The following is a 12,184-nucleotide window of genomic DNA, read 5'->3' on the forward strand; positions in this document are numbered from 1 at the left end:
TTAGCGGCCGAACGAGCGTCAGAGCCGGCGCGGACCTAGAACTTCTGGTCCTCCAGTGGGCCAAAGCCCCTGCCCCGCAGGCCCGCGCTGAACGAACGCGCCCAGCCCAGAAAGCCCGGCAGGTCGCGGCGCTGCAGGAAGTAGCCCAGGTAGCCGCCGACGTCGGCCACGAACGAGCGCACCCGGAAGTACCTGCGGATGAGGTAGCCACGGTTCCGGTAGTAGTAATGGCGCTTGAAGGCGGAGTCGGGGACGATCACGTGCCAGCGGGCGCCGTAGACATGCTGCGTTTCCGAAAAGGCATGCGGGTGGGTGATGGCGGTGGTGGTCACCGTGCCGAAACGGATTCCGGCCTTGCGGAGGCGGATGGTGAAATCCACCTCGTCGCCGCGGATGAACAGGCGCATGTCCGGCAGGCCCACTTTGAAGAACACGTCGGACCGGATCAACGCACCGTTGAAAAAGTGGCCGTCATCGGGCAAGAAACCAAGTTTTTCGACTTCCGCACGGTCGTGCGTGACTTTGCCTTCGAGGCGGAAGAAAAAGGACAGCCTGTCAGGATGTCCGGGCGCTGTCACCAAGGGGACCACCGCCTCCAGGTCGCGTGCCTCCGCCTCGCGAAGCAGCGTGGCGAGGCATTCCGGATCGGCGGGCTCGGCGTCGTCGTCCATCATCCAGATCCAGCGGGCACCGCTGGCGACCGCCTTAAGCGCAGCCAGTGCAAATCCGCCGGCGCCTCCCAGGTTGGCCTCGGAACGGACATAGTCCACGTTGGGGTGCGCCGCCGCCACCTCCGCGGCCGGTGTGGTGCCGCTGTCCACCAGGCAGATCGTGTCCACCTGCCGGCTCTGTGCATTGATCGAATCCAGCAGGACGGAGAGTTCCTTGGGCCGGTCGAACGTCACGGCGGCAACCGCAATGCGGGGGGTCATGGGGGTCCTTTCAGCATGGCCGCCAGGGAGTTCCCCACCCGTTGTGCGCCCGTGTGGCGCGGAGCCATGGTGCCGGTGGCACTAGTATCTTTGACTAGAGTCCACTGTAATACAGCCCTGTAAGGCGCTGCGCGTAAGTCTGGCGCACTGCCTGCTGCGCGCTCGGCGACGGAGAAGTTTCATTTATCGAAGAACAGATTCCCGGCCAGTGAGCCCTTCCACCAAGGACCGGCTGCCGGTGCAGCAAAACGGCTTCGACACCACTCCTGAAACGGTGCCCGCCCCATGATCATGTACCTGCTCATGGGGCTGACTGCTGCCCTGGTGTCCTACGCTGCCACGTGGGGAGCCCGGGTGGTGGGCCACAGGCTCGAGCTGCACCTGCCCATCCGCAGCCGGGACATGCACTCCATCCCCGTCTCCAGGCTGGGTGGCGTGGCGATCTTCCTGGGCGTCATGGTGGCGCTGGTCATTGCCAGCCAGTCGTTCTTCGTCAAGGACATCTACCGGAACAACTTCTCGCCCTGGGGCGTCCTTGCCGGCGCGGCCGTGATTGTCCTGGTGGGCGTGGCGGACGACCTGCTGGACATCCGGTGGTGGGTCAAGCTGATTGGGCAAAGCCTGGCCGGACTGACGGTGGCCATGTGGGGGGTCCAGATGACCATCGTCCCCTGGGTTCCAGAGCCCATCTACCTGCAGAACGAAACGCTTCGGGTGGTGCTGACGGCCGGGCTGATCGTGACCACCATGAATGCCTTCAATTTCATTGACGGACTGGACGGCCTCGCCGCGGGGGTGGCGATCATCGGCGGCACGGCATTCTTCTTTACCGCCTACTGGGTGCACCGGAACGCGGTGCTGCTGGACTACTCGGACCTGGCGACCCTCATCACGGCGGTGCTGGTGGGAGGGTGCCTGGGCTTCCTGCCGCACAACTGGTTTCCCTCCAAGATCTTCATGGGTGATTCCGGCGCCATGCTGATCGGGCTGCTCATGGCTTCGGCCGGCGTGGTGTCCACGGGACAGATCAGCTCGGGCCTCTACGACCGCGCCAACGGTATCTCCACCGTGATCCCCATCCTGCTTCCGTTCGCCGTCCTCTTCCTTCCGCTGCTGGACCTGGGCCTTGCCGTGGTCCGCAGGACGGCGCGCGGGCGTTCCCCCTGGTCCGCGGACCGCGGCCACCTGCACCACAAACTGCTGGATATCGGCTACTCTCACCGCACCGCGGTGATCCTGATGTACCTCTGGACTGCGGTGCTCTCTTTCGGCGGCCTGGCGTTCGCAATCTTCCCCTGGCACATCGTGCTCGCCGTCGACATCTTTGCGACGCTGGTCATGGGACTGGTCACGGCCTGGCCGTATTTGTCCCGCGGCAACGGGGAAACGGCGGCCTAACACCGGTTCTGAATTATTTCTATCTCGTGTAGAATTTAGGGGCAGCCCAAGCTGCCACTCCACCCCCTGCCTCCTGGTGATCCGCCACGTGGTGCCGACGATTGGGATCGAATGACCTCCAACGCCGAGTCCGGACCTGCCTCCGGCAATGGTCCAGTTGGCGCCTCCGGTCCCACGCCTTCTCTCTGGCTGAACCTGCTCAAGCGCAGTTCGATTGCCGCGGCGGCGGGACTTGTGCTGTGTGCCATCCCCGCCGCACTCCTTAACGGACCCACCGGGGCCGTATCGAGTGTCCTCGGCGGCCTGCTGGTGATGCTGTTCTTTGGCATCAGCCTGTTGGTGGGGCACTTCGTGGGGCGCAGCAACCCCTCCGGGGCAATCGGCATGTTCGTCGCCACCTACTTCATCAAGGTGGTGGGTTTTGCCGTGGTCCTGTTCGCCATCGGTGCACCGGAATGGCTTCACGGCCGATGGTTCATCATCGGCGCGGTGGTTGCCGTTATCCTCTGGCAGGCTGCGGAGATCCACGGCTTCAGCCGGGCCCGCCTCCAGATCTACAACGATCCAGAAGACAAGGGAGCAACCGATGCGTGACCGGAAGAAGCCCGCCGGCGCCGCGCACGGCACACGCGGATCCAATGGCTCCGCACCTGCTGCTTCCGACGCTCCGACCGATGGTGGCTACAACGCTGGAATGGCTGTATTCAGCTACATCATTGGCGGAATCATCGTCTGGAGTTTGATAGGGTGGGGACTGGATTATCTGTGGGGAACGCGCTGGATTGTGCTCGCAGGCGCTCTGCTTGGAGCCGTCGGAGGTTTCTACCTTTCCCACATGCACGGCCTCACCAGTTCCCGCAAAAATGCTGATGAGCGCCATGCTCCCAGCGCACCGTCCCAGGACGGAAAAGATAATGCCAAATAATTTCACAGGGGGAACAGCAGGCTGTCAGGCTGCCGGACCCCGCCCAACGCCCAATGATGGACACTGCAGAGAGGAAACGCGTTGATCGCGCTTGCGCTCCCGGCCCAAGATTCAGGAGAGTTCACTCCTCCTGGTATTAACGAAATGCATTTGCCGGCAATCCTGCCGTGGGGTGCCGCAGAAGGATTCTCCAAGCAGATGCTGCTGGTCCTCCTCTCTGTCGTCTTTATCGCCGTCTTCTTCGTGCTGGCCGCACGCAAGCAGCAGCTGGTACCCGGCAAGCTCCAGTTCGCCGGCGAAGCAGCCTACGGCTTCGTCCGCAACGGCATCGCCAAGGACATCATTGGCGGCAGGGACTTCATCAAGTACGTCCCCCTGCTCTTCAGCCTGTTCTTCTTCATCCTGGTCAACAACATCTACGGCGCCATTCCGGTGTTCCAGCTCCCCACGTTCTCGCACGTGGGTGGAGCGTACGTGCTGGCCGGCCTGGTGTACATCACCTGGATCGCCATCGGCGTCAAAAAGAACGGACTGCGCTACTTCAAGCTGGCCACCGTCCCGTCGGGCGTCCCGTGGTACATCCTGCCGATCGTCATTCCCATCGAGATCATCTCCAACTTCGTTGTCCGGCCCGTCACGCACAGCCTCCGTCTGTTCGCCACCATGCTCGCCGGCCACCTGATCGTGATGATCGCCGGATCCGGCATCGAGTACCTCATCATGCAGGAGAACCTCCTGCTGAAGGGCACCTCGCTCCTGGTCCTGGCCGGTGCCATCGCCATGTACATGCTCGAAGCCCTGATCATGGTCCTGCAGGCCTACGTCTTCACGCTGCTGACCGCGATCTACATCGAAGGCGCGCTCCACGCCGACAGCCACTAGGCACCACGCCGGGGGCTCCTCCCGGCACACCACAGTCTTCCCCTCGCGGGGATGAAGCAACCCAAACAACCTGCCACACAAGTGGCATCTTGAAAGGAAAAAAAATGGAAGGCTCCATCAACGGCTCCCTCAACCTCATCGGCTATGGCCTCTCGGCTATCGGCGGTGGTATCGGTGTGGGTCTCGTGTTCGCTGCCTACATCAACGGCGTTGCACGCCAGCCGGAAGCCCAGCGCGTCCTGCAGCCGATCGCATTCCTTGGCCTGGCGCTGACCGAAGCACTCGCCATCCTGGGCCTGGTCTTCGCTTTCGTTCTCAAGTAAACCTTTAGAACCTCAGCGAACATTCAGAACCGAGTAGATAAGGACGGGTGAAATATGCATCAGCTGATCATCTCAGCCGCCGCTGAAGGCGACGTCAACCCCCTTGTTCCCAATGGCTGGGAAATGCTGGTTGTCTTTGTGGGCTTTGCCATCCTCTTCTTCATCGCGGTCAAATACGTTGTCCCGATGTTCGAGAAGACCTTTGCAGAGCGTGCCGAGGCAATCGAAGGCGGTATCGCCAAGGCTGAAAAGGCCCAGGCTGAGGCGTCTGCTGCACTCGAAGAGTACAAGCAGCAGCTGACCGACGCCCGCACCGAAGCCAACCGCATCCGTGAGGAAGCCCGTGCCGAAGGTGCCCAGATCCTCGCGGATCTCAAGGAGAAGGCGGCAGCCGAGTCTGCCCGCATCACCGCACAGGCCCACGCGCAGATCGAATCCGAGCGCCAGGCGGCCGTTGTGTCGCTGCGCTCCGAGGTTGGCACCCTGGCCACCACCCTTGCCGGCCGCATCGTGGGCGAGTCCCTCGACGACGACGCACGCGCAGCACGGGTAGTGGACCGCTTCCTGGCAGATCTGGAGTCCCAGAACGCAGGTGCAGCTAAGTAATGGCAGGCGTATCGAGCGAATCGCTGGCAACAGCCCTTGCCGCTTTGGAAGCAAAGCTTCCCACGGCGTCGCTGCAGCTGGCAAAGGAACTCTTCGGAATTCTGGGAATGGTGGACAGCTCGGCTGGCTTGCGCCGGGCCCTGACCGACCCCTCCCGCAGCGGTGACGAAAAGTCGGCGCTGGTAAGGCAGCTGGTTGGCGGAAAAGTCTCCGCTGATGCTGCTGAGATCGCGGGCGGGCTGGCCAGCACACGCTGGGCATCGGCGCGGGACATCGGCGATGCACTCGAGACTCTTGCCGCAACGGTGGTCATTTCCGTTGCTGAAAACAAGTCGGCCGTTTCTGCCTCCGGAATCACTGGCCTGGAAGAGCTGGAAAACGATTTGTTTTCCTTCAACCAGGCTGTTGCCTCCAACCATGAGGTACAACGTGCTCTGTCCGAACCGCAGGCAAGCTCAGCAGCCAAGTCTGCCCTTGCCGGGAAGCTGGTGCCGGGCGTCAGTGAGGAAGCCAGAGTCCTCATTACGCAGGCAGTCAGCCAGCCACGCGGAATCAAGCCCACCCGGCTTGTGGAACGGTTCGCCGAATTGGCGGCCAAGCGGCAGCAGCGCTGGATTGCAACGGTCAGCGTAACCCGCCCCTTGTCGCAGACGCAGCAGTCACGCCTCCAGGCGGGACTGAATGCCCTGTACGGGCGGGAACTGAAGGTCAACGTCAACGTTGACCCGTCGCTCATTGGCGGAATCCGCGTCCAGGTGGGTGACGAAGTGCTCGACGCTTCCGTCCTCACCCGGCTGGGCGAACTGCAACGCCAGCTGGCCGGCTAGCCGGACAAGCACAACAAAACTGATAGAAACCCCGGTCACCGTTTGCGGTGATCACAAACAGGAGAGCAGGGACTGCAGATGGCCGAATTGACCATCAACGCCGACGACGTCCGTATTGCGTTGAACGAGTTCGCGGCGTCCTACGAACCCGGAAACGCAGAGCGCGTAGAGGTTGGCCGCGTAACGACCGCAGGTGACGGCATCGCCCGTGTTGAGGGCCTTCCCTCGGTCATGGCGAACGAGCTTCTTCGCTTCGAAGACGGCACGCTGGGCCTGGCCCAGAACCTTGACGTCCGCGAGATCGGCGTCATTATCCTTGGTGATTTCCAAGGCATCGAAGAAGGCCAGGAAGTGCACCGCACCGGACAGGTTCTGTCCGTTCCGGTTGGCGACGCCTTCCTCGGCCGCGTGGTTGACCCCCTGGGCCAGCCCATGGACGACCTGGGCGAGATCAAGGCCGAGACCACCCGTGCCCTGGAACTCCAGGCGCCTGGCGTGACCCAGCGCAAGTCGGTCCACGAACCGATGCAGACCGGCCTGAAGGCCATCGACGCGATGATCCCGATTGGCCGCGGCCAGCGCCAGCTGATCATCGGCGACCGCCAGACCGGCAAGTCCGCCATCGCGATCGACACCATCATCAACCAGAAGGCCAACTGGGCTTCGGGCGATGTGACCAAGCAGGTCCGCTGCATCTACGTCGCCATCGGCCAGAAGGCGTCCACCATCGCCGCTATCCGCCAGACCCTTGAGGACAACGGCGCGCTGGAGTACACCACCATCGTGGCCTCTCCCGCGTCCGACCCCGCTGGCTTCAAGTACCTTGCACCGTACGCAGGATCGGCCATTGGCCAGCACTGGATGTACGGCGGCAAGCACGTCCTGATCGTGTTCGATGACCTGTCCAAGCAGGCCGAGGCATACCGCGCCGTGTCGCTGCTGCTTCGCCGCCCGCCGGGACGTGAAGCGTACCCGGGCGACGTCTTCTACCTGCACTCCCGCCTGCTGGAGCGTTGCGCCAAGCTCTCCGACGAACTCGGTGCCGGTTCCATGACGGGCCTGCCGTTGATCGAGACCAAGGCGAACGACGTGTCCGCCTACATCCCGACCAACGTCATCTCCATCACCGACGGCCAGATCTTCCTCCAGTCCGACCTCTTCAACGCCAACCAGCGTCCCGCTGTTGACGTGGGTGTCTCGGTGTCCCGTGTTGGCGGTGCAGCCCAGGTGAAGTCCATGAAGAAGGTCTCCGGTACCTTGAAGCTGGACCTGGCCCAGTACCGCGACATGCAGGCGTTCGCGATGTTCGCGTCCGACCTGGATGCTGCGTCCCGCCAGCAGCTGACGCGTGGTGCCCGCCTGATGGAACTGCTCAAGCAGGGCCAGTACTCGCCGTTCCCGGTCGAAGACCAGGTCGTCTCCATCTGGGCCGGCACCAACGGTTACCTGGATGACGTTCCCGTGGAGGACATCAGCCGCTTCGAGGCCGAGTTCCTGGAGCACCTGCGCCACAAGTCCTCGATCCTGACCACGCTGGCCCAGACCAACGTGCTGGATGATGACACCGTTGCCGCCTTGAAGTCCTCGATCGTGGACTTCAAGAAGGGCTTCTTCGGCGAGGGTGACAACCACCTGGTAGGCGCCGGCCACGAGGAGCATGACGCTATCTCCGAGGGCGAAGTCGACCAGGAAAAGATCGTCAAGCAGAAGCGCTAGTTCCGCTTCGCCGGGTGTGCCGGGCCTAAGGGTCCGGCACACCCGGCTACGGAATGTTAGGAAAGGATAAGTATGGGAGCCCAGATCCGGGTCTACCGCCAGAAGATCAGCTCGACCACGTCGATGCGCAAGATCTTCAAGGCGATGGAACTGATCGCTACCTCGCGCATCGGGAAGGCCCGTGCGCGCGTAGCAGCTTCACTGCCTTACGCGAACGCGATCACGCGCGCCGTTTCTGCTGTCGCCAGCCAAAGCGAAATCGACCACCCGCTGACCACTGAGCCGGAACAGATCCGCCGTGCCGCCGTCCTGGTAATTACCTCGGACCGCGGCCTGGCAGGTTCATACTCCGCCGGTGTGCTTAAGCAGGCGGAAGGTCTCTTCGAGCTGCTCCACGCTGAAGGCAAGGAAGTCAAGACCTACCTCGTGGGCCGGAAGGCCCAGGCCTACTTCGAATTCAGGAACCGCGAGTACGCGCGGGTCTGGACCGGCGGAACCGATGCTCCGGAGTTCGCGACCGCCCGTGAAATCGGCGAAGCGCTGCTGGCAGAGTTCGCAACCGACTTCGAAGAGGGCGGCGTGGATGAAATCCACGTTGTCTACACCCGCTTCAAGTCCATGGTCACCCAGGAACCGACGGTCATCCGCCTGCTCCCGCTTGAAGTAGTGGAAGAGCAGGCGGCGTCCGAATCGGACCTGCTGCCGCTGTACGAGTTCGAGCCGGAAACGGAGCGCGTCCTTGACGCCCTGCTGCCGCGCTACATCGAATCCCGTATCTTCGCAGCCATGCTGCAGGCGGCGGCGTCCGAGCTTGCCGCCCGCCAGCGGGCGATGAAGTCCGCAGGCGACAACGCAACCGACCTGATCAAGAAGTACACGCGCCTGCGCAACACGGCCCGCCAGGCCGAAATTACGCAGGAGCTCTCCGAGATTGTTGCAGGTGCCGACGCCCTCGCGTCGTAGCCTCCGGCCCCTCGGTTCCGCGGAACCAGCACCACCACAGATAGACTTAACCCCACGCCATCTACTGAATGAAGTGAGAGAGATGACTGCCACTGCTACCGAACACGTAGCCGCAACGTCCGGTGCAACCGGCCGTATTGCGCGCGTAATCGGCCCGGTTGTCGACGTCGAATTCCCGGCTGACGCAATCCCGTCGATCTATAACGCCCTTACCACCGAGATCACTCTCAACGGTGAGACCAAGACCATCACCTTCGAAGTTGCGCTGCACCTCGGCGACAACCTCATCCGTGCCATCTCGCTGCAGGCAACTGACGGCCTGGTCCGCGGCACCGGCGTCATCGACACCGGTACCCCGATCTCCGTTCCCGTTGGCGACGGCGTCAAGGGCCACATCTTCAACGTCCTGGGCCAGCCCCTGGACGTGACCGAGTCCGAGCTGGAAATCAGCGAACGCTGGCCGATCCACCGCAAGGCCCCCAGCTTCGCCTCGCTCGAGGGCTCCACCGAGATGCTCGAGACCGGCATCAAGGTCATCGACCTCCTCACCCCGTACATCAAGGGTGGAAAGATCGGCCTGTTCGGCGGCGCCGGCGTGGGCAAGACCGTTCTGATCCAGGAAATGATCACCCGTGTTGCCCGCAACTTCGGTGGTACTTCCGTCTTCGCCGGTGTTGGCGAGCGTACCCGTGAGGGCAACGACCTCTGGGTGGAAATGGAAGAGGCAGGCGTCCTCAAGGACACCGCCCTTGTCTTCGGCCAGATGGACGAGCCGCCGGGAACGCGGCTTCGCGTGGCCCTGTCCGCGCTGACCATGGCGGAGTACTTCCGCGATGTGCAGAACCAGGACGTGTTGCTCTTCATCGACAACATCTTCCGCTTCACGCAGGCAGGCTCCGAGGTCTCCACCCTCCTCGGCCGCATGCCTTCGGCAGTGGGCTACCAGCCCAACCTGGCAGACGAAATGGGCCTCCTGCAGGAGCGCATCACCTCCACCAAGGGCCACTCGATCACCTCGATGCAGGCCATCTACGTTCCCGCAGATGACTACACCGACCCGGCTCCGGCCACCACGTTCGCGCACCTGGATGCAACCACGGAACTGTCCCGTGAAATTGCCTCCCGTGGCCTGTACCCGGCCGTTGACCCGCTGACGTCCACCTCCCGCATCCTGGACCCGCAGTACATCGGCAGGGACCACTACAACACTGCCGTCCGTGTGAAGCAGATCCTGCAGAAGAACAAGGAACTCCAGGACATCATCGCCATCCTTGGCGTTGATGAGCTCTCCGAGGAAGACAAGATCGTCGTGTCGCGTGCACGCCGCATCCAGCAGTTCCTCTCGCAGAACACCTACACCGCCAAGCAGTTCACCGGCGTGGAGGGCTCCACGGTTTCCATCAAGGACACCGTCGAAGGCTTCGCGGCCATCTGCGACGGCGAACTCGACCACATCGCGGAGCAGGCGTTCTTCAACGTCGGTGGCCTCGATGACGTTGAGCGCCAGTGGGCCAAGATCCAGGAACAGACCAAGTAATATGGCTGAGCTTGAGGTTGAGATTGTCGCAGCGGACCACTTCGTGTGGTCCGGAGCGGCCAAGATGGTCAAGGCCCGCACCAGCGATGGTGAAATCGGAATCCTGCCCGGCCACTCGCCCCTGCTGGCGATCCTGGCCGAGGGTGAACTGGCCATCCAGCCGGTGTCCGGGGACCGTATCGCGGTGGACGTCGACGGCGGGTTCTTCTCCGTCGACAACAACCGCGTGGTGATCGTTGCTGACAACGCCCAGTTGGGCGGCTCGGCTACCGCTGGGATCCGCTAGCACGACCTTGATGGACGCACCGGGTATTTCGTTCATCGCACTGGCAATCGCTTTCGGATTGCTGATTCTTGCACTGTGCCTTTCGGGGGTGCGCCGCTTCAACCTGCGGCGCGCCCTCGGCACGGTGGACGCCTCCATTTGCGTAGCTGGAAACAGCTGGCAGATGGGGGTTTGTCGTTATCAGGACAACGACCTTGAATGGTTCAGGCTCATCTCCTTGAGTGTCCGCCCCAAGTACACCTTTAGACGCAGTTCGCTGGAACTGCTGGGCCGCCGCAAGCCCACGGAAGCTGAGGCGGTGAAGGTCCAGCCGGACGTGGTGATCGTCGAACTCCGCTACGAAGGGCAGGACCTGCGCCTCGCCATGAAGTTCGACGCCTACACCGGTCTTTCATCCTGGCTGGAAGCAGGCCCGGTCATAGGCGTGGGGACCTGGCGCTAGCCAACGTGGACTGGCTCTTAGACATCCGGCTCACCGACGGTCCACTGTATGGAACCGTGCTGGTACTGGGAATGGGCGGCGCAGCCTACCTCCTGGTGCCCCCTTGGCGCGCCGCCACAGTTCCGGTCCACCGGGCCCGGGCATGGGCAGTCCGTATCCTCGCAGCCGCTGCAGCCGCCTTTGCTCTGGTGGGCACAGTCCACTGGGCGCTTATCAACATTTTCACCGTCTTTCCCGAGGACCTGCCGGACCCCGTACTGCTGTGGCTGGTGCCTGGAGTGGCAGCCATACTCCTGGGCCTGCTCCGGATGCCCAGGACCAGTTGGGGCGGGCGCGGGGGAGGGATCCTCGCCGCGCTGCTGGTGGTGCTGCTGTCCGCCATCCAGATCAACGCCTACTTTGGCCTCAACCGGACCATCAGCGACCTGCTGGGCACGGCCATGGCCCGGATACCGTCGCTTGAGCAGGACCTCATGCGCCACGCCGGGGAATCCGACGGCGTACCGCTCCAGGGCTGGAAACCGGCGGGGGAGTTGCCCCCCGGAGGCGAGCTGCGCAAGTCAGCGATCCCCGGACCAGCGTCCGGGATGAACACCCGCGAAGCCTACATCTACCTTCCCCCGGCCTACTTTGCAGCCAACCGGCCCGCCCTGCCGGTGCTCGTCCTGGTGGCGGGCCAGCCCGGCGGTCCTGCCGACTGGCTCACCGGCGGCGCGATCCGCGGCCATATGGATTCATTTGCCGCTGCACACGGCGGAGTGTCCCCGGTGGTGGTCATCCCGGACCCCAATGGATCACAGTCGGCCAACACCATGTGCATGGACAGCCGCATCGCCAAAGCCGACACCTACCTGTCCCAGGATGTGCCGCAGTGGATCAGTGCCAGCCTCGCGGTGGACGCCAACCACAGCCACTGGGCCATCGGGGGCTTCTCCTTCGGCGGCACCTGCGCGGTCCAAATGGGGACGAGGCATCCGGATATCTATGCAGACGTCCTGGCATTCTCCAGCGAGGCGGAACCGGCCATAGCCAAGGAACGGCAGAAAACCATCGACGCGTCGTTCCCTGGAAACCCTGAGGAATTCACCAGGCAGACCCCCCTGGAGATCATGAAAAACCAACGGTTCGACTCCCACGGCATGTACCTCACCGCCGGCCAGAACGATCCGGAGTTCGTGGCCAACCTCCGCACGCTTGCTGCCGCAGCAGAGAACGCCGGCTTCACCGTGCAGGCACACGTGGTGGAACACACCGGCCACTCCTGGGATACCTCGTCCAAGCGCTTTTCCGATGCGCTCCAGTTCCTCGGGAGCCAGTGGGGGCTGAAGTGGTAACCACCAAAAACCC

Annotated in this window: 14 protein-coding genes; 13 read left to right on the plus strand and 1 reads right to left on the minus strand. The window is 63.1% G+C overall.

Going from position 1 to position 12,184, the window contains the following annotated elements; genetic code table 11:
* Window positions 1-35: 35 nt before the first annotated feature.
* Window positions 36-932 carry a glycosyltransferase gene (locus QF031_RS06960; RefSeq protein WP_307425869.1) on the minus strand — a complete coding sequence of 299 codons (897 nt, stop codon included), beginning with the start codon at window positions 930-932 and terminating at the stop codon, window positions 36-38.
* A 285-nt stretch (window positions 933-1,217) separates the two neighbouring features.
* Here QF031_RS06960 and QF031_RS06965 point away from each other — a divergent pair, with 285 nt between their 5' ends.
* The 13 genes from QF031_RS06965 to QF031_RS07025 all read left to right on the plus strand — a co-directional run bounded on the left by QF031_RS06965 (window position 1,218) and on the right by QF031_RS07025 (window position 12,171).
* A complete protein-coding gene (locus QF031_RS06965; RefSeq protein WP_307425871.1) occupies window positions 1,218-2,330 on the plus strand; it encodes an MraY family glycosyltransferase in 1,113 nt (370 codons plus the stop codon).
* A 111-nt stretch (window positions 2,331-2,441) separates the two neighbouring features.
* Window positions 2,442-2,924: a hypothetical protein gene (locus tag QF031_RS06970; RefSeq protein ID WP_307425873.1), complete on the plus strand. Its 483-nt coding sequence runs from the start codon at window positions 2,442-2,444 to the stop codon at window positions 2,922-2,924.
* A complete protein-coding gene (locus tag QF031_RS06975; protein WP_307425876.1) occupies window positions 2,917-3,255 on the plus strand; it encodes an AtpZ/AtpI family protein in 339 nt (112 codons plus the stop codon). The genes QF031_RS06970 and QF031_RS06975 overlap by 8 nt, the downstream gene beginning before the upstream one ends.
* A gap of 81 nt (window positions 3,256-3,336) precedes the next feature.
* Window positions 3,337-4,137, plus strand: coding sequence for a F0F1 ATP synthase subunit A (atpB, locus tag QF031_RS06980; RefSeq protein ID WP_307425880.1), 801 nt, complete (start codon window positions 3,337-3,339; stop codon window positions 4,135-4,137).
* Between the two features lie 104 nt (window positions 4,138-4,241).
* Complete coding sequence (atpE, locus tag QF031_RS06985) at window positions 4,242-4,460, plus strand: ATP synthase F0 subunit C (RefSeq protein WP_003804776.1); 219 nt, start codon at window positions 4,242-4,244, stop codon at window positions 4,458-4,460.
* A gap of 54 nt (window positions 4,461-4,514) precedes the next feature.
* Window positions 4,515-5,066 (plus strand): F0F1 ATP synthase subunit B, encoded by a 552-nt coding sequence (locus QF031_RS06990; RefSeq protein ID WP_214943794.1) that lies wholly within the window; start codon window positions 4,515-4,517, stop codon window positions 5,064-5,066.
* The gene (locus QF031_RS06995; RefSeq protein ID WP_307425886.1) at window positions 5,066-5,893 is read left to right on the plus strand and encodes a F0F1 ATP synthase subunit delta; all 828 of its coding nucleotides are present in this window, start codon (window positions 5,066-5,068) and stop codon (window positions 5,891-5,893) included. Before QF031_RS06990 ends, QF031_RS06995 begins: the two co-directional genes overlap by 1 nt.
* Window positions 5,894-5,971: 78 nt before the next feature.
* Window positions 5,972-7,609, plus strand: a complete 1,638-nt coding sequence (atpA, locus tag QF031_RS07000) for a F0F1 ATP synthase subunit alpha (protein WP_307425889.1) — start codon at window positions 5,972-5,974, stop codon at window positions 7,607-7,609.
* A 72-nt stretch (window positions 7,610-7,681) separates the two neighbouring features.
* Window positions 7,682-8,572: a F0F1 ATP synthase subunit gamma gene (locus QF031_RS07005; protein ID WP_307425892.1), complete on the plus strand. Its 891-nt coding sequence runs from the start codon at window positions 7,682-7,684 to the stop codon at window positions 8,570-8,572.
* An 82-nt stretch (window positions 8,573-8,654) separates the two neighbouring features.
* Window positions 8,655-10,109 carry a F0F1 ATP synthase subunit beta gene (gene atpD, locus QF031_RS07010; protein ID WP_307425895.1) on the plus strand — a complete coding sequence of 485 codons (1,455 nt, stop codon included), beginning with the start codon at window positions 8,655-8,657 and terminating at the stop codon, window positions 10,107-10,109.
* 1 nt (window position 10,110) lies between these two features.
* Window positions 10,111-10,395: a F0F1 ATP synthase subunit epsilon gene (locus QF031_RS07015; RefSeq protein WP_018760117.1), complete on the plus strand. Its 285-nt coding sequence runs from the start codon at window positions 10,111-10,113 to the stop codon at window positions 10,393-10,395.
* 10 nt (window positions 10,396-10,405) lie between these two features.
* On the plus strand, window positions 10,406-10,837 hold the full coding sequence (locus QF031_RS07020) for a DUF2550 domain-containing protein (protein ID WP_307425898.1): 432 nt from the start codon (window positions 10,406-10,408) through the stop codon (window positions 10,835-10,837).
* Between the two features lie 5 nt (window positions 10,838-10,842).
* Complete coding sequence (locus QF031_RS07025) at window positions 10,843-12,171, plus strand: alpha/beta hydrolase (RefSeq protein ID WP_307425901.1); 1,329 nt, start codon at window positions 10,843-10,845, stop codon at window positions 12,169-12,171.
* The last annotated feature ends 13 nt before the right edge of the window (window positions 12,172-12,184 follow it).

Origin of the sequence: Pseudarthrobacter defluvii (genome assembly GCF_030816725.1) — a bacterium.
Taxonomy (GTDB): Bacteria; Actinomycetota; Actinomycetes; order Actinomycetales; family Micrococcaceae; genus Arthrobacter; species Arthrobacter defluvii_A.

Coding starts and splice junctions, on each gene's coding strand:
- QF031_RS06990 (WP_214943794.1), top strand. CDS start 4,515: ATGCATCAGCTGATCATCTCAGCCGCCGCTGAAGGCGACGTCAACCCC.
- QF031_RS07020 (WP_307425898.1), top strand. CDS start 10,406: ATGGACGCACCGGGTATTTCGTTCATCGCACTGGCAATCGCTTTCGGA.
- QF031_RS07005 (WP_307425892.1), top strand. CDS start 7,682: ATGGGAGCCCAGATCCGGGTCTACCGCCAGAAGATCAGCTCGACCACG.
- atpE (WP_003804776.1), top strand. CDS start 4,242: ATGGAAGGCTCCATCAACGGCTCCCTCAACCTCATCGGCTATGGCCTC.
- atpA (WP_307425889.1), top strand. CDS start 5,972: ATGGCCGAATTGACCATCAACGCCGACGACGTCCGTATTGCGTTGAAC.
- QF031_RS07015 (WP_018760117.1), top strand. CDS start 10,111: ATGGCTGAGCTTGAGGTTGAGATTGTCGCAGCGGACCACTTCGTGTGG.
- QF031_RS06975 (WP_307425876.1), top strand. CDS start 2,917: ATGCGTGACCGGAAGAAGCCCGCCGGCGCCGCGCACGGCACACGCGGA.
- QF031_RS06995 (WP_307425886.1), top strand. CDS start 5,066: ATGGCAGGCGTATCGAGCGAATCGCTGGCAACAGCCCTTGCCGCTTTG.
- QF031_RS06970 (WP_307425873.1), top strand. CDS start 2,442: ATGACCTCCAACGCCGAGTCCGGACCTGCCTCCGGCAATGGTCCAGTT.
- QF031_RS06960 (WP_307425869.1), bottom strand. CDS start 932: ATGACCCCCCGCATTGCGGTTGCCGCCGTGACGTTCGACCGGCCCAAG.
- QF031_RS06965 (WP_307425871.1), top strand. CDS start 1,218: ATGATCATGTACCTGCTCATGGGGCTGACTGCTGCCCTGGTGTCCTAC.
- atpD (WP_307425895.1), top strand. CDS start 8,655: ATGACTGCCACTGCTACCGAACACGTAGCCGCAACGTCCGGTGCAACC.